The organism is Bacillus sp. CBEL-1, assembly GCF_004348885.1.
GTDB lineage: Bacteria > Bacillota > Bacilli > Bacillales > Bacillaceae_H > Priestia > Priestia aryabhattai_A.
In genome coordinates, this window is the sequence record NZ_SBIM01000003.1 from 880,424 (window position 1) to 906,066 (window position 25,643).

Consider the following 25,643-nt stretch of genomic DNA (forward strand, 5'->3'; position numbering starts at 1 on the left):
TCTAGCATAAGTTACACTTATCTTAATAACTCGCAAATCTCTCCTGGTGTTAGAGGCTTATAAAAGATGTACCCTTGCCCAATCTGACAGTCTTGTTTCGTTACAAACTCCAGCTGTTCCTGCCTTTCAATTCCTTCAATCGTTAATTCAAAGTTAAGCTGCTTTCCCATTTGAATAATGGTTTGAACAAGCACTTTTCCCACTTCATCCAATTCATCAATAAATGATTTATCAATTTTCAGCGTATTAATTGGCAAATATTTAATGTAGCTAAGTGAAGAATAGCAAGTGCCAAAATCGTCCATTGCTAATTTTACGCCTAGTTCTCGTAAAGGAATAAGTACTTTATTTAACTCTTCACTATGCTGAATGACGTTTTCCGTAATTTCCATTTCAAGAAAGCCTGGACTAAGCCCCGTTTCTCTTAAAATAGCTTCAACTTCCTTCACAAATTCAGGTGTTTTCAGCTGAATGGGCGATACGTTTACGGCTATCTTCTTCATTTGTGAGCTCATGTCAGTCCAGATTTTCATTTGCTTACAAGCTTCTTCTAACACCCACTTCCCAACAGGGACAATCAAACCTCCCTCTTCTAAAATAGGTAAAAATTCGTTAGGTGGAATCACTCCATATTTTTCACTGTTCCAACGAATTAAAGCTTCTGCTCCGATGACTTCAGATGTTTTCAAATCGATTAAAGGCTGATAAGCGAGCTGAAACTCATTTTTTTCTAGCGCATGCTTCAGTTCATTTTCCATATTTAGCGCCTTCATCATTCGTTGGTTGGATGAAGATGAACTTAGCTCATATGTATTTCGTCCATTTCGTTTTGCTACATACATTGCCATATCTGCTTGCTTAATGAGCTGTTCAATTAGTTCATCTACCTCTTCAAAAGCAGCTTGCTTTTTGCATTCTTTTGACAACAAGCTAATGCCAATACTTGTCGAGGTAAAAAACTTATGGCCATTCAAGAAAAATGGTAGCGCCATTTCCTTGACAATTTTTTCAGCCATTTTCTTAATTTCTTCGACTGTATGCAGGTCTTGCAGAACCAGTATAAACTCATCTCCTCCATGCCTTGAGACAAAGCTGGAAGAAGGAACACAGTTTTCTAATCTTTCGGCGACGCGTCTAAGCAGTACATCTCCATAATAATGACCAAGCGTATCGTTAATTGATTTAAAACGATCCAAATCTAGAAATAAAACTGCTACAAGTTCAGGAAACTCATCGGCGATGAAAAGCTTTTTTAGCTGTTTATTCAACCAGTAGCGATTAGGCAAATTCGTTAACGAATCATAATAAGCCAGCTGCTTAATTTTTTCTTCATACAGCTTACGCTTCGTAATATCATTTCGGATAGACACGTACTGATACGGCTCTCCATTTTCGTCTAAAAAAGGAACGATGGTTGTATCTACCCAGTAGAATGAGCCGTCCTTTGCTTTGTTTCTTATCTCTCCATGCCATACATTACCCGAGCGGATGGTTTGCCATAACTCTTTAAAAAACTGCTTTGGGTGATAATCAGAATTAATAATACGATGGTTCTGGCCGAGGAGTTCATGCCTTTCATATTGGGAAGTTTTGCAGAATTTATCGTTTACGTGGTTAATAAAGCCTTGGCTATCTGTAATTGCTACGATGGATGATTCATTTAACGCCAGCTCAATATCATTCACTTTTTTTAACGTTTCTTTAAACTTACGTTCAAAATTGTTGTTTTCCATCACTTGTACACCCTTCTTAAAATTAGATTAATACAATAAAACCCACGAGAATCGTGGGCCTTATATAATTTAATTTATAAAGAACAACTGTCTTACCTTCAGTCTCTACTACTTGTCGAAACAAGCATACGTTTTATTCTAGGACTCTTGACGAAGTAGCCACGGAACAATAAGATCTTGAAAGGTCTTGTTGTATACTACAATTCTATTTAGATAATACGGATCGTTCTCTTTCGTAATCACGCGCGGTGCAAGAATAGCCGCATGCTTAAACCCTGCATCTTTTACGACCTTCGCTACGTCATCATTTGTATTACCGTACGGATACGCAAAGTAAACCGGATCAATTCCTAGATGCTGCTTAATGGTTTCTTTACTTTTACGTAAATCTTCACCAAATGCACTGTATTTACTAGGGGTCAGAAATAAAGGCTTATCCCCTTCTAAGCGATGCATATCATACGTATGGGAACCAATAGTCGCAAGGCCACTGTCCGTCATTTCTTTTAACTGATTCCATGAAGCCATATTTAAGTTTTGAAAGTCTTTCGCTCCGACCTGCCCTGCAATGACATACAGCGTAAACGGAATGTTTTCCTTCTTCAAAATTGGAAACGCATTTTCATACACCGTACGGTCAATATCATCAAAAGAAATCCATACGCATCGTTTTGGAAACGTACCTTTTTGCTGATACTCTTCAATATCTGCGGGACTTACAAACGTCGCATCTAATTGCTTAAGCTTTTCTAACTGTGCCTCAAATTCGGTACTAAAGACGCTGTACTTGGTCAACTCGTCAGACTTTGTCATCGATTTAGCGGCTCGATTAAACCAATTATGCTTACGTACACGATGATAGTTCAGTCCTAAACATCCATTTGTTTCGAGCTTGTTCTCTAAAGTGGTTGATGACGTCGCCTCTGCTTCCCACTTAAGGGCTTTGAAAGAAAGAAAGCCAATTATCACCGCAAAGATAGACATTAGAAACAAATATTTCTTCATGCATGTTTCCTCTCTTCAGTATGTTTTAACGGATTTACATCAAACTCAATGTAATGCGCATTCTGAAGAGCTCGAATTTGATCTTTAGACAGTAATTGAAGATTTTCTAAGTCTTTTAGACTTGTATTTGACGGCATTTTTCGCCGAGTTAAAGGACCAAACTTTTTTTTATTGTAAATTCTCCATAAAAATAAAGATAAGAAAAAGAAGGCAAAAACGATAAGGCCAAGGACTAAAAATGTTCGAACTTCGCTGTTCGTTGTTTTAAACGCAATTTTCATTACGCTACTGTAACGGTCATTTACACCGATAATAGCTGAAAGAAAGAACCAAACAACCCCTCCACAATACAACCAAAAAACAGATGAAATAATTACGCTTATTACAAATCGAGGAAGCGGCTGCTTAGCTTGAATTATGATTTGCTCTTCGTCAAACCTCGGTCTGGACTGCTCCATGTAGCATAACCTCCCTTCACGCGAGATTTTATAGCACGAGGAAACGCGCTTACTACTACAATAGTATTCACAATCCAGTAAAGAGCTGGATACCAAGCTGCCCATGCATAATATCGCTTAACGTTGTCATACTTCGAATCAATTTTTAGCGCAATAAGCAGTTGAATTAAACTCATAAACACCAAGGCAAACGAAGTAAATGTAAACCAAAGAAACATCTCTTGCGGACTGCTTGCTGTAAATAGAAGCACTAGCGTTACAAAAAGCCACGAGAAGGACCAGATTGTACTTATCCACTGCTCTAAATATACAATCCAAATTCTGCGTTGTTTCCATTGAAACAGTGCTCTCCAATGGCGAAGCATAACCTCTTGTCCACCTTGAGCCCAGCGAACACGCTGTTTCCAAATCCCTTGCAAGGTTTCAGGCACAAGCATCCAGCACAATGCTCGTGGCTCATAGCGAATATCCCAAAAACGCTGCTGGAGCTTCCAGCTTATTGCAATATCTTCGGTAATCATATCTCGATCCCACAGTCCAACATCTACCAGTGCTTTCTTTCGAAAGGCTACGACTACGCCGGAAACAGTCATGATTTTCCCTAAAATACGCTGAGTTCGTTTAATCGAACCAATAATAGAAGAATACTCAACTAGCTGAATTCGACTTAGCAGCGTATTGCGGTTTCGAATACGTGGATTTCCAGTAACGGCACCTAAGCGCTCTCCTTTATGAAGAAAATGATACATTAAATAATAAGGAGCATCTTTATCTAAAATAGCGTCAGAGTCTAAACAAATCAAAAACTCAGCTTTTGATGCGTGCGCACCCAAGTGCAGCGCGTTGGCTTTCCCTTTATTTTCGTAGAGCTGAATGACGCGAACCTCAGGATGTTTTTTACTGATTTCTTTTAAAATATCGGCTGTTCTGTCGGTACTTCCATCATTAATCAGAATAATTTCTTTGGATGGGTAATCCAATGCTAAAAGATGATGCAGCGTTTCGCTAATCGTTTCTTCTTCGTTATAGCACGGCACTAGAAAGCTAACCAAAGGCCAATCTATTGTTGACACATCAAATTCAGGATCTCGGTCACGATAGCGTATGTAAATAAGCGTACCCGCAATCCAAAATAAAGACATGATAAATGGATACCAGAAAACAAAGCTTGCCAGCTTCTCAAATCCAGGTACCAATACGTGTTGTATATTCATTCCCTTAACTCCTTTTGACTAGTAAAAATTGCACATGTTGACTATTGTAACACTAAATTAGTTTAGTGGAACATACAAAAAACGGTTGTTGCAATAATTGAGTCAAAGAGAATTATAGTACAAAAGAATCAAATAGTAAAAGAATGAAGACTCCAAGTTGGTTATCAAGAGGTGAATGATTAAGAACTTATGCTAAAGGGAGAAAGTTTGCTTGGCAGTACTTATTTCGGCTACTATATTGTTATGTAATAATAACGACAATGGGTTTATTTACATAAAATCATTGAATGGTAGTTATGGACAGAAGGGGGTACTTGAGTATTACTCAAGCCTTTTTGAAGAAGAGATTACTTATAGCCCTATCGGGCGTTACCTCAATAATAGCTTTCGGCTATATATCATTAGCGTATTTAACCAAAACAAAGTTTAACCTAACGGCTTCGGTTGGAGGATTTGTATTAGCAGTTTAAAAACAATTCAAAAAACAGCCTAAAAATTTCACGTCTTTAGATTTTTAAGCTGCTTGAATGAAAGTTATTTTGTTACCATTCTCTCCACTCTTCAGTTATATCTTCTTCCGTTTCTAAACCAGCTAAATTAGCCGCTTCAGTAATAAACTCATACAACTCTTCTCTTTCTATCGTCTCAATGAAATAATCAAACTCTTCATTTAAATCATTTAAGCTTAGCACTACTTCTTTCACGCAGCGTAAGATGTCTTGTTCTACACCTTTAGCATCTTTTAATTGGTTTAAATAAAGGTCTAGGACTTCGTCTGTCGCTTGAATATTCTCTACCGTGAATAGCTCGTCTTCTTCCATTCGCTTTTTCCACTCTACAGTTGGTTTACTGCTTTTTAATTTTCCCACCATGTTATGCCCCCTTATTCACTACAAAATGAAACCTATTTATCTACATGTCGTCAACTAACGTAACCAATTCCAAAATTGGCTTCACATCATTCTGTCCTTCGTAAGCTTCAAACTGGATATCTCCAAGTTTTGTTCCGACATCAAACTCACCGATTAAGCTATCAAGCATAATGAAGGCAGCACCGATAAAGTTATCGTCCTCTTCTCTGTAGCCTTTGATATACATCACAATATCTAAACAATCTAGTTCTGAGTTATGTTCAGACGTAAAGAAGACGTCTTTTGTTTCAAGAACTACATCTTCAAAACACACCTCTTGTTCACTGGATCCCCTCTGCCTGAATGCAACGATTTCGAATTGATCAAGTGAAGGAGCTGCTTCTACAAGCTGCTGTACGGCTGGGAACGCCGGAAGCATACCGTCTGCACTGATGATAAACTCTCTTTTTCCTTCTTTTAACTCGACACCGAACTCAAACGTTACTTCTTTATGATACTTTGACAGCTGTACGCCTAGCTTATTAAACAATATTTCGTAGCTGTTTTCATCCAGCTCAAAATATGCTTCACGATTTTTTTCAAACCAAGACCAAAATTCCGCTGCTGTAATATTTCGCTTAAATAGATTTTTTAACATAGAGCCTCCTAGACGAATGATAGATTTTGGTGATTTTTTATTATTTGAGTTTGAAAATTCACATCTTTTAGTTGATGACAAACACCATTTTTTTCATTACAATTGTAATATTACTGTAATATTTATTGAAATTAAACACATTTTTTCTAGTAAGTTGTAAATTTATCTCCATGCTCATTTAATGAAACAAAACAATCAAACTATAAACTCACATAAAAGGTGAAGACATGAAAAAAAAGGTGCTTATACTGAGCTTGTCAATGTTCGGATTATTGTCCACAAATACGTTTATACCGACCAAGGTGCTGGCTACAACTGCCGTTGAGCCAAATGAAAACACCGCTCCTGAAGAGGACTTGGACGTACTGTATGAACGTGTATATGATGATGGCTATGCGCTGGGAGAAAGCGACGGGTATAGCGGTGAAAAATACATAAGCCTTGACGGGAATAACCAGCTTGCAGCTTACCCCTCAGAAGCTGCCCAGTGGTTCATGCTAGGCTATTCGGTTGGCTTTGAAAGCGGAAAGCGAAGCAAAACAGACGAAGAAAAAGCTGAAAAAGAAGCTGACTATAGCGCTGGTGAAAAAATAGGATACGAAGTTGGAATCCAAGACTATGAGAACGCGACAGTCGCTTATACGCCTCCTACTATGAAAAGCAAGTCGGCTGACTGGAACGAAGGCTTCACGTTTGGCTATGAAAAAGCGATTGAAACGATGAATCTTTCCGTCAAAGCAAAAGAAGAAGGTTACCAGCAAGGCTTACAGGATGAAGCGATGTCAGTACCAGAACTGTATGCCGAAGATCCTATGACGCAAAAAGCATTTGAAGAAGGGTTTCAAAAAGCCATGAGCGAAAAAGAAGCGGCTGAAAACGCGCAGCATGAAAAAGACGGATACAAGCTTGGATACAGCATGGAGCCGCTCGTCGTTCCTGATGGACTTACGCCTGCAGCCACTGAATCATTTACACAAGGCTACAAAAAAGGTGAAAAGAAACGCTTAGAAGATGTGAAGATGGAAGGGTTTAATGCTGCTTTTCTGAATGAAAAGTACAAAGCACCAAAAGTGTATGAATCGAACGTTCAGCTTCTAGAAGTCTACCAACAAGGCTTCGTTTCTAATAAAAAAGCTGCCAAGTTCAAAAAACAAGCGTACCAAGACGGCTGGAAGTTAGGCACCAAAATGGATGTCCCTGCTGCCTATAAGAAAAACAAAGCGGCGGTGACAGCGTACAAAGAATACTATCAGCTTGGACAAGAAAAGCAAGAAAAGACGGTTTACGACGTGTTGATTGCCCTCGGTGTCTTGCTGAGTGGAATTGGATTGTTCCGCGTTGTTAGAAAGCGAAAGAAAAAAGGAGATTTTTCTGCTTAGCTTTTTTAGAACGCTATTACGAATGGATAAGGAAGTGTTGTTATGACTGAGATACAGGTCATTCTTGGCGTTCCCGGAACGTGGAAAAATCGAACGGAGTTAATACAAGCTGTTGCTTCTAAAAGCGATGGCTACTTACTAGCTGGTGATATTATTCATTGTGCGAAAAAGAACGTTGGCTTCCAAGTGGAAGTATATGAACATGATCCACAGCTAGTAGAAGCATTTTCGTATGTAAACGATGATCAGCTAATGAAGCAAATAACTAATCATACATTTACCGTTTACGTAATTGCTACGGTGAGTGACTTTGAAGAACTTAAAAATGTTGTAGACGTAGGTGCAGGATTAGTAAAAGCCGGTGGTTTAGCTGTTAAAATTGAAACATCCGGAACTATACATACAAAAGAAGAATGGAAAGAACTCGCTCGTAACCAAGAATATTTCCCTATATACTCCCATTTCGTCATGTTAGTTGGCAATGAGGAAAGCTACTTTTCATGTGGGATGAAAGCCTTTGGATGCCCGGATGTCATCACTTCTTCTGTTCTTCCGCCTGAAGAGGCAGCTGACCTTCTCAATAACTTTAATTTATATAGTTTGATAGAAAAGCCAGCGTTTAAGAGCGGGCAAACGTTTAGCGTTGAAGAAGGTTCCGCCCTCTACCGCATTCAGTGTCTAGAGGATTTTCGATATGAAGAAGACGACCTTTTCTTTAATCCGTTTGGTCTAGTTGAATTAGTAGCAGAATAAAAAAATGGAGGTGTTCGGTGCACCTCCATTTTTTGTTATTCACAATGTAATGTTTAACTATTGTTCGTAATAATACGCTTTTACTCCTGGATAGTTTTTTCCTTTTTCTTCGCACCACTGGACAAACCCTTCTTTTCGTTCCTTCGTAAAAGCAGTCCAATTCTTTAGTAACTCTTTATAGTGCTGCAGTTCAAGCTTCACATTCTGTTTAACTTGTAGGTCTTGAACGCTAGCATTTAGCTCATACGTTTCCATAATTGTGTTAGTATCTTCTTGTACATCTCCAAGGTATAGATCTTCTGATAGGTGGTGAGTAGAATACCAAAGCGAGTCGATGTTGAAGTCGATTAATTTCACTAAGCACAGCTGTTCACTACTTCCACCAAGTTCCCATGCTTTCTGTAAATACTCTCTACTTTCTTCGCTCTGACAAAATAACCCGTGCCACCTATACGGTCTTGAGTCACTAGGAAAATGCTCTATCCATTTGGAGAGAATGGGCTTTAAAAGATGTTCTTCTAAAGGATGAACGAGTACGAAGTGAACGTCATCTGAGTCTTCCAGCAAAGTAAACAGCCACAACGCAAAGTCCATTTGATCTTCATCATTCCACTTGTTTGCTTCCTCAATGAACAAAGTAAGCTCTTTGAAGCTCTCTCTTCTCAGGCCTTTTTCTTTTAACATACAAAACTTCTTAAACAGAGGATACTCATTTAAACGATCATTGTTTAAAAGCTTTGTTTCGATTGGTTCCATGTAATCACGCTCCGCTTCTTGCTACCGGCTTTAGAGATAGTCAAATAAACAAACGACCCTCTTCTTAAGGGAAAATTATACAATCTAAATTACTAGAAAGATAGTAGTTTTTGAGTTAACGTTCCAACAAAAAAGCGCCCCTCGGACAGGGACGCTTTCTGTTACATTGCTTCTTCTTCAGCTGCTTGACGGTTTTTCTTCAATAGCTTTGATAATGCTTCATATACAATTGGTACAATCACAAGCGTTAACAGCGTTGAGGATGTTAAACCACCGATTACGGTGATAGCTAAACCTTTTGAAATTAGACCCGCTCCACCTGCGCCAAATACCATTGGAGCCATTGCGCCAATCGTCGCGATTGCCGTCATTAGAATTGGACGCAGTCGCGTTGATCCTGCTTCAAGAATCGCGTCACGAATAGACATGCCCGCGCGTTCCATTTCAATGATGCGGTCTACAAGCACAATGGCGTTAGTTACCACGATACCAATTAACATCAGTAGTCCCATCATAACGGATACGGAAATGGTTTCACCTGCAATCCACAGTCCAACAAACGAACCGATAACCGCGAACGGTAGTGAAAACAAGATTGCAAACGGTGCTAAACCTTCACCAAACGTTACCACAAGAATAAAGTAAACGATCAGAATCGCTGCAAGCATCGCTACGCCTAGCTGCGTAAAGGATTCCTGCATATCCGCTGCCACTCCCGCAACGTCTACTTTTACACCGCTTGGTAAGTCGATGTCGTCAATCTTTTTATCGGCTTCAGCTGTTGCTTTTGATACGTCGTCACCGACAACTTTACCTGAAATTGTCGTATAGAATTCCCCTTTATTACGAGCAAGCGTCGTATAGGTTGTTCCTTCTTCTACCTCCACAATTTCAGATAGAGGCATTGGTGTTCCTTGAGCCGTTGGAACTTGTTTCTCCAATAATTCATCCATTGATTTTGGCTCTTTTTTTGCATCGCTTTGAACCGTAACGTTCACTTCTTCTCCGTCTTTGTTAACGGTTGTCAGCACGTCACCAGCGTTTTGGGCCGACAGTGCTCCTGCAATTTGTGCCGTTGTTAATCCATATTGTAGAAGCTCTTGTTGATTCACTTTCATCATGTGCTCAACATATGGATTTTCAAAATCAGACTTGACGTTTTCTAATTCTTTTACGTCTTTTAATGCTTTTTCAACATCTGAAGCTGCTTTATTTAAATCGTCTAAGTTCTTACCGTATAGCGTATAGCTTACTTCATCAGACGACATGCCGCCCATACCAAAGTCTTGTGATTTCCATTCACCTGACTGGTCAAGGTTTGTTGCGTAGTCAAGGACTTCTTCTTTTACGTCAGCAAAGTTCTTCACATCTTCGTCAAAGAATAAGTACATTAACGCTCCGCTTCCGCCCCCCATCATGACTGCTGATGCGTCTGTGCTTGTTTCGTCATTAATTGAGAACTGAATTGTTTCTAAATCATCACGCTTCATGAAATGCTCTTCAACTTTTTCAACGTTTTTGAGCGTTTCTTCTTTGAGCTCACCAGCTGCTGGCGTATACGTTAAGTACACTACTTTTTCTTCTTCTGATCCTAAGAAACTAAAACCAATGAGCGGTGTTAAAGCAAGTGATCCTGCAAGCAGAACAACCGCGACTAGAGATGCAATGATCTTATGATTTAAAACTTTACCTAGGAAACCTTTATACCAGTTTGCTAGCTTCCCGCCTTCTTTATGCGCTTTTACTTCTTTTTCACCTGATAAGTTCTTACGGAATAAGAAGTGAGATAGCGCAGGTACAATTGTAATGGCAACGAGTAGGGATGCGCCTAATGCGAATGCCATTGTTAAAGCAAACGGTCTAAATAATTCACCAACCATACCGCCAACAAACATAAGCGGTGCGAATACAGCAATCGTTACAAGCGTAGACGAAAGAATTGGTTTAAACATTTCAATCGTTGCTTCACGGATTAACGCCCGGCCGCGAAGTTTTTCATCGGACAGATTCATGCGTCGATAAATGTTTTCCACTACAACAATAGAGTCGTCAATAACACGACCAATGGCTACCGTGATAGCTCCTAGCGTCATAATGTTTAATGTAATATCAAGCCAGTTTAGCAGCAGTAGTGCCATAAAGATTGAAACTGGAATTGAGATAATTGAGATAATCGTAGATTTGATGCTGCGCAAGAACAGCAGGATGATGATAACTGCGAATAAACCACCGAATAGTGCTTTCTCTACCATCGTAAATACGGATTCTTCAATCGGTTCACCTTGATCTAGCGTTACATCAATCGCTAAACCGTCAATCTCTTTTTCTTGATCTTTAATTAAATCTTTCACCGCATTAACGACTTCTACGGTATTTGCTTCCTGCGTTTTCGTAATTTGAATTGAAATCGCATCTTTTCCATTTGTACGCGAGATAGATGGTACTTTACCAACTGTTTCAATGGTTGCAATATCCCCTAGTTTCACAAACGGACTTTGATTTTGAGCAGTTGGTGTAACTGGGATTAACACTTCTTTTAAGTCTTCAATCGTTATGATATCACCATCGAGTGAAACAGCTTCTTTCCCTGTTTCAAATTCTTTTAAGCCGAGTGATAGTGACATGTCGCTTGCTTGAACCATTTCTTTGACTTTATCTTCTGTTAAGCCAAGCTCTTTCATTTTCTCTTGATTGTAGACAAGGTTTACTTCTTCAATGTGTTGACCTGTGAGCGTTGCGCCCGCTACACCGTCAATGTTTTCAATTTTAGGAAGAACTGTATCTTGTACTGTTGAAGATAAATCAACAATGTCTTCCTTATCGCTGCTAATTGATAACGCAACAACCGGCATCATGTTCATGCTGATCGCCATAACAGATGGCTCTTCCGCATCTTCCGGCAGCGTGACGTTATCAAGAGCTGCTTCTAGCTCACGCTTTTTCTCATCCATATCCACCCCGTACTCATATTCGATTTGAACCTGAGATACGTTTGCAGATGAGTTTGAGTAAACAGCCTTCACATCTTCCAAGCCTTCGATGTTCTGTTCCATCGGTCTTGATATGTCTTCCATGACCTGTTCTGCCGTCGCTCCTGGATACACGTCCATTACGATTAAGTAAGGAACAGAAATATCAGGTATGCTTTCCATTTTCATTCTCGTTCCAGCATAAATACCTGATACGGTGACAATAATCGTTAACAACCATACGGCTAACTTATTCTTTAAAACGAAATTAACTAACCCCTTCAATAAATAGCACCTTCCTTTTTGCTTAAGTGTTATGCATTCGGTATAATTTTTTAAACTGACTGGTCAGTCAGCACAAAATCAACTATAATTGTCCTAGTGATTATCTGTCAACTATTTTGATAAGGAATGAAAAATTATCCATGACGAATTAAGAGGTTTTGGTCTCTTAAAATCCGGGAAAACTAAGTGTTTAAGGAGGGTTCTTTCATGAATGAGAAAGATACACAAATTATTGAAGCTGGAATGAAGTTATTTGCAACTAAAGGATTTTCAGCAACCTCTGTTCAAGAGATCGCAACAGAAAGCGGTATTTCAAAAGGATCATTTTACTTACATTTCAAATCCAAAGATGATTTATTATTAGCAATCTTACAGCACCAATTTGCGATAATTAGCGAAGCATTCGATAAGCAAACAGCGACCAACCAGAGCCCTCGCGAAAAGTTTATTCACCAGCAGGCTGCATGGTTTTCTCACTTTATTAATCACCGAGAATTTTTTATTATGCTTGCAAAAGAGCAAGCTATACCGCGAAATGAAACGGTTAAGAAATTACTTTTGGAAAAGCAAATAGAAGCACACCGCTATTATCGTCAAAGCATGTTAGATATTTATGGTGCTAATATAGAAGACTACTCGTGGGACTTAACCTTTTTAATTGATGGAATGATTCATTCATATATGCGCGTCATCTTGCTGTCGAATCAAGACGTAGATTTAACTAAGCTCGCAAATTTCATTCTAAGCAGGATGGATAGCATCGTAAAGGATATTCATAACGATACCCCCCTACTCACGAATGACAAAGCAAACGAACTATTATCTCGCTTCCTTTTTGATAATGAAACAAACCTTGAAAAGATTGTAGCCAATTTAGAAGAAGAAATTCAAAAGCTAGACGAAGAAGAGCTGTTCATAACGCTTCAAGTCATTAAAGAAGAAGTAACGAAAGAAAAGCCGCGAATTCCTGTCATTCAAGGAATGCTTTCAAACTTTGATGATTACCCTAGCCTTCATCATTATCGAAACGTCATTTTAGGCTATTATGCAAACAAATAATAAATCTGAACATCTAGTCCCCTACCTTTACACAGGTAAGGGACTTTACTCTTTTTTTATAGGTATTCCTTATTCACTACTGTAGGTTTCTTCTATTTATCTTTAGAACCCATTAAATAATCTGTTTCTCCTCTATCTTCGCTTCGTGTTTAGTCTACTCGCAAAGAATATGACATTTTTCAATCGCTTTTTAAACACTTCTCTTTCTCTACCGATATAGTAAATATACTGAATTAAAACTAAATAAGAGAAGAGGAAAGACAATGAACTGGCTACACAATATGAGAACGTCCATGAAGCTAACAACGTTAATTGTAATAGCAGCTCTAGCATTGGGTATTGTAGGGTACATTGGATATGATAGCTTAGCGAAAACAGCCCGCGGCGGGGAAATTATGTATAGCGAGCAGCTTATTCCAAATCAGTACATCAATGAAATCCGTACTGATAATCGCGCATTGGACTCTTATACAATTGAGCTGATGATGACTACTGTAGGTACGCGAAAAAGAGAGCTCAATGATCAAATTAAAAGAACATTACAAAATCAGGAAAATACTCTGGATCTGTTATCTAACACTAAACTTCCACCTGAACAAAAAAAGAAGCTTCAAACGGTACAAGACAATATGGTACAGCTTCGCAATGCACGCAGTGAAGCTATTAATTTCGCGATTCAAAACCGCAATGAGGAAGCCTATAATTTATTTCTCTCTCAGGTTTCTCCACTTCGCAGTGTAACAAACAAAGAATTAGAGACATTACAAAATCTAAATGCGACGCAAGCAAAAGTGATTCATGACCAAAATGAACAAGATCTTCAATCCACGAGTCAACTACTTTTATTTGTATCTATTGGAACTATTATTCTATTAATTTCTGTAGGTGTCGCCATTACTCTGTTTATTACCAAACCGATTCACGCTTTAAAAGATACTGCCTTACTAGCGGCAGATGGTGATTTCACTCATAAAAGCACATATCGAGCAAAAGATGAGATTGGTATTCTCACAAACGCCGTGAATCAAATGATGGACAATACGCGTGCAGTAATTGGGAAAGTAAATACAACCGCTGAACAAGTGGCAGCTTCCGCTGAAGAATTAAGTGCAAGCTCACAGCAAAGTACAAGCGCCAGCGAGCATATTTCAACACTCATGCAGGAACTTGCAAGCGGTGCAGCTTCACAAGTTGGCAACATTGAACATGGAAATCAAGTTATTAATGATATGATTTCATCAACCAATACGGTTCACTCTCACGTGACAAATGCTGTGGGCACTGTAGAAAAGACGGCTTCTATGTCGCTGCAAGGACGCTCAGCTATCACAAAAGTAAGCGAACAGATGATGTCTATTAATGAAAAGGTAAACGGTTTGAATTCCGTATTCAAAAGTTTAGCAGAACGCTCAGAGCAAATTGAACGCATTAACGAAGTAATTACAACCATTGCAAGCCAAACCAATTTGCTTGCTTTAAATGCAGCTATTGAAGCAGCTCGTGCGGGTGAGCATGGAAAAGGATTTGCAGTTGTCGCTTCAGAAGTCCGAAAATTAGCAGAACAATCTGCTCATTCTGCTGAACAAATCTCATCTCTCATTTCACTTATTCAGCGTGAAACATCTGAAACAACCGAATCAATTGAATCGGTATCAAACGAAGTAAAAGAAGGAATGAGTATTGCAACTGAAGCAGGTACATCGTTTACCACAATCAATGATGCAATTATGGACTTAGCAGCTCAAATTCAAGAAGTAACGGCGAGTATTGAAGAAGTATCAAACGGAACCACAGCAGTAACAAACTCTATCATTCAGGTGAAAGCCGTATCGGAACAAGCGGCTGGTAGCACGCAAAATGCATCCGCCGCCACACAACAACAACTCGCTTCAATGGAAGAGATTACGGATTCAGCTAACTCTCTTGCAGAGCTAGCTGGAGAACTCCAGGAATCCATTCGGCATTTCAAAGTATAACGGCCACCCGCTTTTGCGGATGGTTTTTTTATTTATCCAGACAATGTTTTATGACTATAAATTCTCAGGCAAATAGTCCGATATATATAGTAGCTACACTATGCATTTAATTTTATTTTCTAAAGGAGAAAAAGGATGAATATTCTTCGTAATTTAAAGCTTTCATTGAAATTTTTCATTTTACTTACCATAGCCTCTATTTCTCTCATCATTGTTGGAACAATTGGCTACTTGTCCACCCAATTTACTGCTCGTGGGTCTGAAATTATGTATTCGGAACAATTAATTCCAAATAGTCTTGTTCAACAAATCCAGACCAATAACCGTGCTCTTGATACGTTTGTTTTAGAAATGATGGTTACAAAGGAACCAAGGCGTAACGGAGAACTAAATGCTCAGATTACTAGCATCCTTCGCACGCAAGATAAGAACGTAGAAAAGCTTAAAAAGATTAAGATGTTACCAGAACAAAAAAAAGCATTAGCATCATATGAAGAAAAGCTTAATGAACTGCGTGAATTACGCAATCAGGCAATTGAGCTCGCCACTGCAAATAAAAATGATGAAGCATATGAATTATATACAAGCGAAGTAGCCCCTGTTCGTAGTTTTGCCAACCGCTATTTAGCAACGCTTCAAGAATTAAACACACAGCAAGCTGAAGTTATCTATAAACAAAATCAACAAGATGCTAAGGAAGCAACCAATTTAACAGTAATTGTGTTAGGTGTGTCTCTCCTTCTGTTAATGACTATCGGTACCTTTATCGCTCGTTTAATTGCACAGCCCATTCGAGAATTGCGTACATTAGCGTTACAAGCAGCGGACGGCGACTTTACTGTCGAAAGCACTTACAAATCAAAAGATGAAATTGGTGTTCTGACAAATGCATTCACAGATTTGATTCAAAATACTCAACGCGTCATTCACACTACCAATATGACGTCTGAACAGGTAGCAGCCTCTTCTCAGCAGCTTAGCGCCAGCGCTCAGCAAAGCACAGCAGCAAGTCAGCACATTTCAAGCGTGATGCAAGAATTAGCGGATGGTGCAACGCAACAAGCAAGCTCTGTTGAACAGTCACTGCAAGTTATTGAGAATATGGCAATGTCCTCAAGCGTTGTATATGATCATATAGACAAAGCAGCTGCAACAGCTAAAGAAGCCTCAGATCTATCTGCAGAAGGCAGTACAGTCATTCAAACGGTTAATACACAAATGAACTCAATTAACGATACGGTTATTAGTTTATCAACTGTTTTTCAAAGCTTAGCTGAGCGCTCAAACGAAATTGAGCGTATCAACGAAGTAATTACAAATATTGCTGGTCAGACAAATCTTCTGGCGTTAAATGCAGCAATTGAAGCTGCTCGTGCCGGTGAGCATGGGAAAGGATTTGCAGTTGTTGCCGCTGAGGTACGTAAGTTAGCAGAACAATCTGCTCAGTCCGCTGAGCAAATTTCATCGCTTATTACGCTTATCCAGCGTGAAACACAGCAAACAACCGAATCCATTGACTCCGCTTTAGAAGAAGTAAAAGAAGGTATGGACGTGACGACAAAAGCCGGTACATCGTTTGCCACGATTAACAAGACCGTAACCAGCTTAGCAGCTCAAATTAAAGAAGTGACCGCAACAGTCGAACAACTATCGATCGGTACTGCCCAGGTGACACAAGCTATATTCGAAGTAAACGGCGTTGCTGAAGAAGCAGCAAGCAGTACGCAAAATGCAGCTGCAGCAACCGAAGAGCAGCTCGCTTCAATGGAAGAAATCACTTCTTCTTCCACCGCTTTAGCAAGCCTTGCACAAGAACTTCAAGAATCAATTCAACGATTCAAAGTCTAGCAAAAAAGGGCTCGGACATAAGCAATCCAGCCAATGATAAACCTGAACAGCTGAGAGTTCAGGTTTTTTGTTGATTGAAAAAAACCTTTGGAAATAGGATGAAATGGCGCGCAGGACACTCGACTCCAGCGGAATAAAGAGGGAAAACTGAGATCAAGCAGTTCAGCGAGGAAGTTCAGGTTCCTTCCTGAGGAAAGCGAGTGGCCGTAACCTAATGGAACAAACTGGTTCTGACACCGTAAAGAGAAGGAGAAACGAGAGTGTTCGCCTTTTTGGGAATTTATTTTGTTATGTCTCACCTTCTTTTTATTTTCCAGTTTACTAGTTCTTTTATCTTATTTTACAAACCATTTTATATAAGTCTATTATCCTTTTCGATTCTCTTCCGATAAGAAATATAGATATTTAGAATGATAAGGAGAGAATCAAAATGAAACCCTATAAGCCTTTATTAGTTGCAACACTTAGCGCTGGCCTTTTAACTACACCGCTTTCTTCCCTTTCATCATCACCCGAACATGTAGAAGCTACTGAGACAGCATCAGCTCTACTTACACAAAAAGCAAAAGAAATGCTGGGTGCGCCTCATGCAACAGGAGGCGAATCGCTTGAAGAAGGGTTTGATAGTTCAGGACTCGTACAGTATGTTTGGAAGCAAGCGATTAATGTTAAGCTTCCACGTACATTACTAGAACAATCAAAGCTTGGCGAAACCATTTCTCGTGAAGAAATTAAGCCTGGTGACTTAGTATTTTTTAGCTCACAAGAAAATGGAAGCATAACAAGCGTAGGAATTTATGTAGGAAATGGTGAGATGATTTACCCTTCCCCTTCTAAAGGAAGCGTAATTCAGCAAGATTTCACAAATAGTTCGTTTTGGTCACCGAAGTTCGTGACCGCAAAACGAATTACGTCTTCACCTGAAATTGCTAAAGAAGATCCGCTCGTTGCAGAGGCTCTTAAGCTCATCGGAACACCTTATGTATTTGGCAGTGACTCTATTGAAGAAGGTGTGGACTGTTCAAGCTTTGTTCAGTATGTGTTTGAGCAAGCTAAAGGTGTTTACCTGCCACGCTCAACTGACCAGCAGTGGAAGATAGGAACTGAAATTCCTAAAGAAGATATGCAAGTTGGAGACGTTATTTTCTTTCAAGATACGTACCGCGAAGGTATCTCACACGTTGGAATTTACATTGGAGGCAATCAGTTTATTCACGCTAAGCGCAGTGAAAATGTCGCAATTGACTACGTTTCAAACAGCTACTGGACGTCTAAATTTGCGGGAGTTCGACGTTTTGAAGGATTATCCCTACCGAAAGAAGGGCCCGTTGTATCCATCGCTACAAAATATATCGGAGAAGTGCCTTACTTAAGCGGCGGGACAACTCCTGATGGATTTGATACAGGTGGATTTGTACAGTATGTGTATAAAGAAGCGTTAAACGTGGACTTGCCTCGCTACGGAGCAAGCCAATGGAACGTAGGGACACCAGTTGAGAAAGAAAACCTTCAACCTGGTGACATCGTATTTTTTAAAGCATCCACTTTAAATCCAGCTATTTATATCGGCAATGACTACGTTGTTCACGTCACACCCTCAAAAGGCGTAACCGTGACGAACATCAAGGCAGATAGCTATTGGGCACCTAAATACTACGGAGCAAAGCGTATCCGAGAAAGTTAAAAGTTCTTCTAGAAATTTGAATAATTCCTCTAAAGATGGTAAATTTTTTAATAGGAATATCTATTATACATAACCACTAAGGAGCTTTCTTATGACCGAAGCAAAGAAAAGCATGTTTTTAAGTATTATTTATGCTGTCATTATTTTAAGTGTTTATTTCTTTAATCTGCCGCTGTGGATTGCGTTAGTCATTCTAGCAGTTATTATCGCATTTGAGCTGTTTTCAGCTATTAAAAAAGGTGATAAATTCAAGATGAGTATTAATGCTGTGACGCTTGGGCTCATCATATTAGCAGCGATTATGCTGTAAAAAAACATGAAGAGATCTATTCTCTTCATGTTTTTTCTTATGTTTATTTACCCGTAATAATAGAAAAGAAGCTAGGCCAGTGCCCAACTCCTCTTCTCATTCCTAACGTGCAATATATTTCACAACCGCCATTTCGCGTCCAAAGCGGTCTCCTTCATCAATGAACCCAAGCGATGCATAGAGGTGATGCGCTCTTTCGTTGCTTGGATGATAGCCCACCACTACCTTTGTTACGCTTGAGAGCTCTTTCATCTGTTCAAGCATCCGTTCAGTGGCTAACCTACCAATTCCTTGCCCTTGAAAATGCTGGTCAATCATAATGCGATAGACCCAGTGGGCATCAAGCTCTTCCATGACGGAATTATACATTAGAAAACCAACGATTCTATCTTCAAAATGAATAGCATATGCTTTTAAAGTTGGCTCAAACCTAGACTGTAAAATAGAAACCGCGTTGCTTTCCATAAACTCTTTCTGCGATTCCATCACTTCTAGTTGGCAACATTCATACCAATTCTTTTCATTAATTTCGACTAATTCAATAGATTGCTTCATTCTTTGTTCCCCTTTCATAATAAGGGAACGTATACGTTTAGGCAGACGTTCCCTCCTGTTTCATTGCAAAAATAACCATATACGTATTTGTCATAATGAACGCCTCCTTTACAAAACTACATTTATTTTAAATATTCAGACTAATAGTAACATAGATAACTATTTTTTAACAGTTATTTTAAATTCTCATCTGCTTTTTTAATAACCTGTCCCTTTCAACCCACTGATTCAATTGGCGGTTGATAGCGCGATTGCTTTAAGAGATAGTCTAAATATATATCCAAATCAAACTGATCCTCTGTAATAAAATCCTCTAACGTTAACTCATTCTTTTCCTTCATTTTTCTCTCTCCCTTCACTGTTTTTTCCGAATATTTAGTTGTTTAAACTTATTATGAAGGTTTTAACAAAAAAGGGAAATGCTTTCTACAAAAGCTCCTATAAAGATATAAAACTTGACACATTCACACCATTCGACAGCATTAGCACAAAAAAAGCAAGAAGTCCTTGTACTTCTTGCTTTTTATTCTCTATTCTAGCTGTTCATCATCGTATAGCGTAACGTTATTTTTGCCAGCACGTTTTCCTTCGTATAGAGCAATATCAGCGCATTCAATCAGCTCTTGTACCGTAGTACCATCCGTTGGATACATCGCAACTCCAATGGTCGTGGTAACGTTAAGCTCATATTTATCTACTTGCCAAAGTTTTTGAAGGTTCTCTTGAATACGCTGGATAAGCTTATGCACTTGATCTTCTTTTAGTGGGTTCGTATCTTGAAGCACGATGATAAATTCGTCACCGCCAAGTCGATAAATAGCGTCTGTGCTGCGAATCGTTTTTTGTAAATGCTGGGAATACTTAATTAAAAACTCATCCCCTACTTGATGGCCATACGTATCATTAATTTGCTTGAAGTTATCGCAGTCTAAGAAGAGCAACACGAATCCTGGTGTTCCTTTGCTAATGGCTTTGTTTACGTTTTGGTAAAGCATTTCACGGTTCGGAAGTTTCGTTAGCCCGTCGTGAAATGCTTCAAAATGGAGCTGGTTTTCCATATGCTTGCGCTCAGTAATATCCGTATGCACAGAAATATACTCAACGATATCACCCTCAAGGTTTTTCAACGGTACCACGGCTTTATACACCCAATAAATCTGACCATATTTATTCCGATTAGCCACTTCCCCGCGCCACACGCTTCCTCCTCGAATGGTACGAAGAAGCTCTTCGTGTTCAGTGTTAAGCCCCACATCTCCATAGTATGAACCAATAGCCTCATCTTCTGAATAACCGGATATATCCACAAACATATCATTGACGTACGTAACGTATCCTTCTTTATTTACCGAAACGACAATGGCTGATTCATCTAACGCGTGCTTCATATTTTCAAGATCTTTCATCGTTTTTGTTAACAGCATTGTTGCCTCGGTTTCTTTCGTATGGTCCTGTAAAACAATGAATAATCCGGTTACATTTTCGTCCACTACGATTGGAACAATACTATAGGTTACAAACATCTTTTCGCCACCCTCATTGCGCATCGTAATTTCGCCTCGATGGGTTTCACCGTCAAAAATATTGGAATGTTTATCTGTATGAAAAACAACGCTAAATTTTTTAATAAGCATGTGATAAGATAAACTTTTTAGCTGCTCAGCGGAATGGCCGGTCATTTTTTCGAGCGCCTCGTTTACTTTAATTAGCTGTCCGTTTAAATCAACAATACACACTCCGCTATTGTGGTGCGTAAAAAGCGATTTATATTTTTCTTTTCCTTTTTCAACCTCTGCTTCTAGTTGCTTTAGAGGTGTAATGTCACGGTAAATCGACGAATATGCTACAACTTCTCCTCTAGAATTATAGATGGGTGAATAGTTAATCGAAACAGGAATTGCTTGTCCATCCTTTGTGATTCTCATTTCTTCATTAATTGTCATCGATTGTCCTGCTCGAACTTTTGCTGGAACCGTTTGAGATTGATAACAAACGTCTTTTGAAAGGACAGGAAGTTCAGAATGCTTCATTCCAATTACTTCGCTTCTATTGAAACCAAACATATGCTCAAAAGCTGCGTTAACACGTAAAACGGTTTCATCCGCTGAAAAGATGATGATGGTATCGGAGGTGTGTTCTAGAAATGATTCAATTAAAGCAAAATTTTCTTCTTTTTCACGCTGGTTATTGATGTGACTCGTAACAGCTAGTATATACATCGTTTGCTCTTCTTGATCCCATATTGGCGTTAATGCTGTTTCATATGCTTCTTTACTCTTGTTAAAAATGTTCACATCTCGATACGTAGTCGGTTCTTTTGTTTCTTTGACAATTTGATAGTAATGCACAATATACTCATATAACACTTTATTGGTAAGCTTTTTTAGAGGCTGTCCAATCAGTTCTCGTCCATAAATTTCAATAGCTGATTGGTTCATATTTTTATAATAAAATTCGTCTTCTCTTACTTCCATTAAAAATACAAGTTGCTTCATATTATCAAAGAAAAACCGAAAAGATCCTTCATTATACATAATGTTCCTCCAGTAGTTGTCTATTCGTGACACTTCTCTAAAAATAGTCGAATTTAAAGTACAATAAAACAAAGAAAGTTCCAATAGATGCCTAGAATTCTCGCCTCTGTTTCTAATACTTTTTTCTTATTATACAGATTTTCAGACGATTAGACGATATATTTAATCCTTAATACCTATGTTTTTTCCTTTAAATTCAATTTTCCGCTTCTTGATTTATCTACATACTAATTACCTTAAACTATAAAACTATATAAAAAACATGTACTGTTTGTCGAATTTTTCCACATCTATTGGTACCAAAATAAATGCCTAAAAGGATTGCAACTGCACATTTGATGTTCAATTTAGAGGATTTTACAACCTTTTTCAGATTTCATTCTTTATCTCTTCAATCGAAAAAGCCCTATGAACAAAGCTGCTCATAGGAGTCTCAATTAATGGTGATGTTCATGATGACCTGACGATTTCGATTTCCCTTCCTGAATAGACTTCAGATCTTTTTCAGACAGTTCACCCACAACAAACTGCTCTGTGGGCATAATCGTTGAGTTGTTATTCGCTGCATGAACTGTAATGTTATAGAGTCCGCTTTCTGTCAGTGTGCTCTTTACTTTATAGACACCATCACTCAAAGGCTTTACTAATACATCATCATTTAGTTTTGGCTCATCTTTCTTTTGAATCTGAACATGAAGCATATCTACTTCATTAACTTGTTTATTATCTTGTGTAAACGAAACGTGAATAATTTGTTGTTCATTTGGGTGCATCTCCTCAGGCAAAGTGATTGTTGCTGCCAGCGGCTCTTCTGCCTTGTATAAAGAAGCTGCATCTTCTTTTAGCGAACATGCACTGAGTGCGCTTATGCTTAAGATGAGCACAGAAATTAACTTTTTCATTGAGTTTTTGCTCCTTTCTTAAGCGTTTAAAAACGCTTTGAGCACTGGAATATTTCGAATAACTAATACATCTATAAGCCAAATTACAATTAGTGATAACCCAACGAGTGGGAAAATAATACCTAACACAATCATGATAGCCAAGAAAGCTTTCATCGTACGAATACTTGGTGCCTTTGGCGCTCCCAGTTCTTTTTTCGGCTTTCTCTTCAGCCACAAATAAAAGCCGCTTACAGCAAGTAATACAATTCCTAAGCAAATAAGTGCGCTAACGAGCTGATTGATAAGTCCAAATTCCGTTCCTTTATGAAGCGTAATCCCAAATGCAATTGTTTTTCCAAGCCAGCCGTAGTTGTCGTAGCGATAGTCAGCTAATACGGCACCTGAATACTGATCAATATGCATCGTAACTTCATCCTTTGCCTTTGGCGGAAAGGATGAAATAGTATAAACTCCATCTGTCTTGCTTGGAATGATAACCGTATAACCAGGATACAAACCTTCCCGGTCCGCTGTTTCAATCACTTTATCGATAGAAACTGGGATAAGTCCATTAATAGTTGACAGCGGAACATCTAAATTCTCAGCAGCCCAAGGTACCTCTGCAATTTCTTTTGTTTTTACATCTGAAGCCGGGGCGTTACCTACCCAAACCGAAGGGGGATAACCTTCTCCTGAATTCGTAGCTAAAATCTGAAAGTTTGTACCCCAAAAGCCTGACCACGGTAACCCAGTCATAATTAAGAAAAACATGCCTCCTGCGATCCAAAAGCCTGGAACTGCATGAAGGTCTCGGCGAAGCGTATACTTTCCTTTATGAAAGCGCGGAATAACTGTGCCTCCGAGCGTTTTTTTCTTCTTGCGTGGAAACCATAAAAATAACCCCGTTACAAGCAGAACAATCGCCCAACAGGCAACAAGCTCCACAATTCGGTCGCCGACAGTTCCTGCCATCAACTCCCCGTGAATCTCTTCAATCTTATCCATAATTCGGTCATTTGCGTCAAGTTCCCCGATGATCGAGCCATCGTAAGGATTCACAAACACTGTTTTCGTCACTTCGTTTGTTGAAATCCACACCTCGCTTGAGCGCGTATTATTCTCTCCAGGACGAAACTTTGTAACCATTGCGTTCGGGTATTCATCTTTTACGGCATCAATCTGTTCAGTTGCCGCCACCTTTTCACCCTGTGCTTCTACCGTATAATATTCACCGTATAAAGCCTGTTCAATTTGCGGCTTAAACAAATAAATGCCGCCCGTAATTGCCAACACAATAAGAAATGGCGCAATTAAAATCCCCGCATAAAAATGCCAGCGCCAAATTGTTTTATAGATTGACTTCTTGGAATCTTCGCTAGCCTTCATTTTTCCCTCCATGCCCCTTCTCCCTTTCTCTCTTTTGTACTTACATATATAGCATAAAGTTGTGAGAAAGAAATGAAGTCAGGCCGAATTTGGCCTGACTTCTTCTTTGGTTACTGCCCAACGAGCTGCTCTGCTTTTTGTGGATTTGCAATTTCTTGATTCATCGCTTGTTGTTTGTAGCTCAAAATCCTTTTAACTGATTCATCTAATCGCTCCTCGGAAATTTCACCAGCTTCAACTGCATTTTTAATTCCGCGAAACACTTTTTCTTGGTTTTCAAGCGTATGACACACAAGCAATAAGTCTACGCCTGCCCCAACAGCTTTTGCACCTAAATCTCCATATGTAAAGTATTTATTTACAGCGCCCATTTCTAAGTCATCTGTCACAACCAGCCCTTGGTAGCCAAGCTTTTTTCTTAGTAAATCCGTTATGATAAGAGGGGAAACACTGGCTGGATTTTCTTTATCATAAGCTGGGTACTTCACGTGGGTAACCATCACAAAGAACTGGTTATGATCCACATTATGAATCATACTTGTAAATGGGTAAATATCTTGGTTTTCAAGTTCTTGAGAACTGGCTTTTACATCTGACGTTTCCACATGCGGGTCAACTGTCGTTCGACCATGACCTGGAAAGTGCTTAAGCGCTCCCGTTATCTTTTCATCATGAAATCCTTTTATCACTTGTTTACTAAATACCGCTGCTTTTTGTGGATTTGTTCCAAAAGATCTTGTATCGGTTTCAGACAGATCTAAGACTGGAGCGAAATTCACGTTGAACCCCATTGCTTTAAGTTCTTGCGCGTTATGATAAGCAGATTCATATACTTTATTTTCATCACTTTGCTTGCCAAGTTCTTGCTGCGCAGGAATAGGAGATACCTTTTCCTTCATACGTACAATTTGACCACCTTCTTGGTCCACACTAATAATTAGAGGAATGTGATGTTCTTGGTTTCGAGCGAGCTTCTGTAGGTTTTGGTTGAGCGTAGCAACCTGCTTTGGGTTTTCCATGTTTCGGTCAAATAAAATAATCCCTCCAACATGGTAATCTTCAATCATTTTTTTCGCATGATCATCCAATTCACCGCTTTGGAAACCAACGACCAGCATCTGACCAATTTTTTCATCTACCGTCATATTGGCTACAAGCTGTTCAATATCATCTTGTGCACCAAAAGCTTCTTCAGAATTAGGTTCGGAACTTGTTTTCTTTACTTGATGATTTGTTTCTTTTTGCACTGCTGGTTTCGCTTTTTCATTGGAAGAGTTGAAGGCTAGAAATGCACCTGCAGCGATAATAAGTATAAGTAGAAAAAATGCTGTATACTTTTTTTTCAT

22 protein-coding genes and 2 pseudogenes are annotated in these 25,643 nt (G+C 39.0%); 10 read left to right on the top strand and 14 right to left on the bottom strand.

Annotated elements, in window-relative coordinates; all coding sequences use genetic code 11:
- Positions 1-17 precede the first annotated feature (17 nt).
- The 4 genes from EPL02_RS04510 to pgaC form a co-directional block, all read right to left on the bottom strand.
- Complete coding sequence (locus EPL02_RS04510) at positions 18-1,733, bottom strand: putative bifunctional diguanylate cyclase/phosphodiesterase (RefSeq protein WP_094912763.1); 1,716 nt, start codon at positions 1,731-1,733, stop codon at positions 18-20.
- A 138-nt stretch (positions 1,734-1,871) separates the two neighbouring features.
- Positions 1,872-2,738 (bottom strand): polysaccharide deacetylase family protein, encoded by an 867-nt coding sequence (locus tag EPL02_RS04515; RefSeq protein ID WP_131887099.1) that lies wholly within the window; start codon positions 2,736-2,738, stop codon positions 1,872-1,874.
- Positions 2,735-3,196 (bottom strand): poly-beta-1,6-N-acetyl-D-glucosamine biosynthesis protein PgaD, encoded by a 462-nt coding sequence (gene pgaD / locus EPL02_RS04520; RefSeq protein ID WP_131887100.1) that lies wholly within the window; start codon positions 3,194-3,196, stop codon positions 2,735-2,737. The genes EPL02_RS04515 and pgaD overlap by 4 nt, the downstream gene beginning before the upstream one ends.
- Entirely contained in the window at positions 3,154-4,410 is a 1,257-nt protein-coding gene (gene pgaC / locus EPL02_RS04525) for a poly-beta-1,6-N-acetyl-D-glucosamine synthase (protein WP_131887101.1), read from the bottom strand. The genes pgaD and pgaC overlap by 43 nt, the downstream gene beginning before the upstream one ends.
- Positions 4,411-4,724: 314 nt before the next feature.
- Between pgaC and EPL02_RS20780 the strand changes: the two genes are divergently transcribed.
- Complete coding sequence (locus EPL02_RS20780) at positions 4,725-4,880, top strand: hypothetical protein (RefSeq protein ID WP_165932511.1); 156 nt, start codon at positions 4,725-4,727, stop codon at positions 4,878-4,880.
- Positions 4,881-4,952: 72 nt separating this feature from the next.
- Here the strand turns inward: EPL02_RS20780 and EPL02_RS04530 are convergent, their stop codons facing one another.
- Positions 4,953-5,282 carry a hypothetical protein gene (locus EPL02_RS04530; RefSeq protein WP_131887102.1) on the bottom strand — a complete coding sequence of 110 codons (330 nt, stop codon included), beginning with the start codon at positions 5,280-5,282 and terminating at the stop codon, positions 4,953-4,955.
- Positions 5,283-5,322: 40 nt separating this feature from the next.
- Positions 5,323-5,919, bottom strand: a complete 597-nt coding sequence (locus tag EPL02_RS04535) for a hypothetical protein (RefSeq protein ID WP_131887103.1) — start codon at positions 5,917-5,919, stop codon at positions 5,323-5,325.
- A gap of 227 nt (positions 5,920-6,146) precedes the next feature.
- Between EPL02_RS04535 and EPL02_RS04540 the strand changes: the two genes are divergently transcribed.
- Both EPL02_RS04540 and EPL02_RS04545 read left to right on the top strand, forming a co-directional pair.
- Positions 6,147-7,298: a hypothetical protein gene (locus EPL02_RS04540; RefSeq protein ID WP_131887104.1), complete on the top strand. Its 1,152-nt coding sequence runs from the start codon at positions 6,147-6,149 to the stop codon at positions 7,296-7,298.
- Positions 7,299-7,340: 42 nt separating this feature from the next.
- Positions 7,341-8,051, top strand: coding sequence for a DUF4261 domain-containing protein (locus EPL02_RS04545; RefSeq protein WP_131887105.1), 711 nt, complete (start codon positions 7,341-7,343; stop codon positions 8,049-8,051).
- 57 nt (positions 8,052-8,108) lie between these two features.
- On the opposite strand, the gene EPL02_RS04550 is transcribed toward EPL02_RS04545, so the two are convergent.
- Both EPL02_RS04550 and EPL02_RS04555 read right to left on the bottom strand, forming a co-directional pair.
- Complete coding sequence (locus tag EPL02_RS04550; RefSeq protein WP_131887106.1) at positions 8,109-8,807, bottom strand: hypothetical protein; 699 nt, start codon at positions 8,805-8,807, stop codon at positions 8,109-8,111.
- Between the two features lie 161 nt (positions 8,808-8,968).
- Positions 8,969-12,061 carry an efflux RND transporter permease subunit gene (locus EPL02_RS04555; RefSeq protein WP_131887107.1) on the bottom strand — a complete coding sequence of 1,031 codons (3,093 nt, stop codon included), beginning with the start codon at positions 12,059-12,061 and terminating at the stop codon, positions 8,969-8,971.
- Positions 12,062-12,268: 207 nt separating this feature from the next.
- On the opposite strand from EPL02_RS04555, the gene EPL02_RS04560 reads away from it, so the two are divergent.
- The 7 genes and pseudogenes from EPL02_RS04560 to EPL02_RS04580 all read left to right on the top strand — a co-directional run bounded on the left by EPL02_RS04560 (position 12,269) and on the right by EPL02_RS04580 (position 18,938).
- The gene (locus tag EPL02_RS04560; RefSeq protein ID WP_131887108.1) at positions 12,269-13,120 is read left to right on the top strand and encodes a TetR/AcrR family transcriptional regulator; all 852 of its coding nucleotides are present in this window, start codon (positions 12,269-12,271) and stop codon (positions 13,118-13,120) included.
- 281 nt (positions 13,121-13,401) lie between these two features.
- Positions 13,402-14,154 (top strand): annotated as a pseudogene (locus tag EPL02_RS21325) (MCP four helix bundle domain-containing protein); the annotation flags it as partial.
- A gap of 123 nt (positions 14,155-14,277) precedes the next feature.
- Complete coding sequence (locus EPL02_RS21330) at positions 14,278-15,096, top strand: methyl-accepting chemotaxis protein (protein WP_483295831.1); 819 nt, start codon at positions 14,278-14,280, stop codon at positions 15,094-15,096.
- Positions 15,097-15,231: 135 nt separating this feature from the next.
- Positions 15,232-16,002, top strand: a pseudogene (locus tag EPL02_RS21335) (MCP four helix bundle domain-containing protein); the annotation flags it as partial.
- A 123-nt stretch (positions 16,003-16,125) separates the two neighbouring features.
- A complete protein-coding gene (locus tag EPL02_RS21340; protein WP_483295832.1) occupies positions 16,126-16,944 on the top strand; it encodes a methyl-accepting chemotaxis protein in 819 nt (272 codons plus the stop codon).
- Between the two features lie 430 nt (positions 16,945-17,374).
- On the top strand, positions 17,375-18,628 hold the full coding sequence (locus EPL02_RS04575; RefSeq protein WP_131887111.1) for a C40 family peptidase: 1,254 nt from the start codon (positions 17,375-17,377) through the stop codon (positions 18,626-18,628).
- 91 nt (positions 18,629-18,719) lie between these two features.
- Positions 18,720-18,938 (top strand): hypothetical protein, encoded by a 219-nt coding sequence (locus EPL02_RS04580; protein WP_094912749.1) that lies wholly within the window; start codon positions 18,720-18,722, stop codon positions 18,936-18,938.
- A gap of 102 nt (positions 18,939-19,040) precedes the next feature.
- Here the strand turns inward: EPL02_RS04580 and EPL02_RS04585 are convergent, their stop codons facing one another.
- The 6 genes from EPL02_RS04585 to nagZ form a co-directional block, all read right to left on the bottom strand.
- Positions 19,041-19,493 (bottom strand): GNAT family N-acetyltransferase, encoded by a 453-nt coding sequence (locus EPL02_RS04585; RefSeq protein WP_094912823.1) that lies wholly within the window; start codon positions 19,491-19,493, stop codon positions 19,041-19,043.
- 215 nt (positions 19,494-19,708) lie between these two features.
- Entirely contained in the window at positions 19,709-19,834 is a 126-nt protein-coding gene (locus EPL02_RS21105) for a hypothetical protein (RefSeq protein ID WP_256993394.1), read from the bottom strand.
- A gap of 189 nt (positions 19,835-20,023) precedes the next feature.
- Positions 20,024-22,027, bottom strand: coding sequence for a sensor domain-containing protein (locus EPL02_RS04590; protein ID WP_094912748.1), 2,004 nt, complete (start codon positions 22,025-22,027; stop codon positions 20,024-20,026).
- Between the two features lie 437 nt (positions 22,028-22,464).
- On the bottom strand, positions 22,465-22,929 hold the full coding sequence (locus EPL02_RS04595) for a FixH family protein (protein WP_131887112.1): 465 nt from the start codon (positions 22,927-22,929) through the stop codon (positions 22,465-22,467).
- Positions 22,930-22,947: 18 nt separating this feature from the next.
- Positions 22,948-24,297 (bottom strand): PepSY-associated TM helix domain-containing protein, encoded by a 1,350-nt coding sequence (locus EPL02_RS04600; protein WP_286175202.1) that lies wholly within the window; start codon positions 24,295-24,297, stop codon positions 22,948-22,950.
- Positions 24,298-24,407: 110 nt separating this feature from the next.
- Positions 24,408-25,643, bottom strand: a complete 1,236-nt coding sequence (gene nagZ / locus EPL02_RS04605) for a beta-N-acetylhexosaminidase (RefSeq protein WP_131887114.1) — start codon at positions 25,641-25,643, stop codon at positions 24,408-24,410.

What these genes read in the sequence shown, in the direction of transcription:
- EPL02_RS04595 (WP_131887112.1), bottom strand. Translation starts at nt 22,929, where the DNA reads ATGAAAAAGTTAATTTCTGTGCTCATCTTAAGCATAAGCGCACTCAGT.
- EPL02_RS04560 (WP_131887108.1), top strand. Translation starts at nt 12,269, where the DNA reads ATGAATGAGAAAGATACACAAATTATTGAAGCTGGAATGAAGTTATTT.
- pgaD (WP_131887100.1), bottom strand. Translation starts at nt 3,196, where the DNA reads ATGGAGCAGTCCAGACCGAGGTTTGACGAAGAGCAAATCATAATTCAA.
- EPL02_RS04550 (WP_131887106.1), bottom strand. Translation starts at nt 8,807, where the DNA reads ATGGAACCAATCGAAACAAAGCTTTTAAACAATGATCGTTTAAATGAG.
- EPL02_RS04530 (WP_131887102.1), bottom strand. Translation starts at nt 5,282, where the DNA reads ATGGTGGGAAAATTAAAAAGCAGTAAACCAACTGTAGAGTGGAAAAAG.
- EPL02_RS04575 (WP_131887111.1), top strand. Translation starts at nt 17,375, where the DNA reads ATGAAACCCTATAAGCCTTTATTAGTTGCAACACTTAGCGCTGGCCTT.
- EPL02_RS21330 (WP_483295831.1), top strand. Translation starts at nt 14,278, where the DNA reads ATGCAGGAACTTGCAAGCGGTGCAGCTTCACAAGTTGGCAACATTGAA.
- EPL02_RS04585 (WP_094912823.1), bottom strand. Translation starts at nt 19,493, where the DNA reads ATGAAGCAATCTATTGAATTAGTCGAAATTAATGAAAAGAATTGGTAT.
- EPL02_RS04580 (WP_094912749.1), top strand. Translation starts at nt 18,720, where the DNA reads ATGACCGAAGCAAAGAAAAGCATGTTTTTAAGTATTATTTATGCTGTC.
- EPL02_RS04515 (WP_131887099.1), bottom strand. Translation starts at nt 2,738, where the DNA reads ATGAAGAAATATTTGTTTCTAATGTCTATCTTTGCGGTGATAATTGGC.
- EPL02_RS04510 (WP_094912763.1), bottom strand. Translation starts at nt 1,733, where the DNA reads ATGGAAAACAACAATTTTGAACGTAAGTTTAAAGAAACGTTAAAAAAA.
- EPL02_RS04540 (WP_131887104.1), top strand. Translation starts at nt 6,147, where the DNA reads ATGAAAAAAAAGGTGCTTATACTGAGCTTGTCAATGTTCGGATTATTG.
- nagZ (WP_131887114.1), bottom strand. Translation starts at nt 25,643, where the DNA reads ATGAAAAAAAAGTATACAGCATTTTTTCTACTTATACTTATTATCGCT.
- EPL02_RS21340 (WP_483295832.1), top strand. Translation starts at nt 16,126, where the DNA reads ATGCAAGAATTAGCGGATGGTGCAACGCAACAAGCAAGCTCTGTTGAA.
- EPL02_RS04535 (WP_131887103.1), bottom strand. Translation starts at nt 5,919, where the DNA reads ATGTTAAAAAATCTATTTAAGCGAAATATTACAGCAGCGGAATTTTGG.
- EPL02_RS21105 (WP_256993394.1), bottom strand. Translation starts at nt 19,834, where the DNA reads ATGAAGGAAAAGAATGAGTTAACGTTAGAGGATTTTATTACAGAGGAT.
- EPL02_RS04545 (WP_131887105.1), top strand. Translation starts at nt 7,341, where the DNA reads ATGACTGAGATACAGGTCATTCTTGGCGTTCCCGGAACGTGGAAAAAT.
- pgaC (WP_131887101.1), bottom strand. Translation starts at nt 4,410, where the DNA reads ATGAATATACAACACGTATTGGTACCTGGATTTGAGAAGCTGGCAAGC.
- EPL02_RS04600 (WP_286175202.1), bottom strand. Translation starts at nt 24,297, where the DNA reads ATGAAGGCTAGCGAAGATTCCAAGAAGTCAATCTATAAAACAATTTGG.
- EPL02_RS04590 (WP_094912748.1), bottom strand. Translation starts at nt 22,027, where the DNA reads ATGTATAATGAAGGATCTTTTCGGTTTTTCTTTGATAATATGAAGCAA.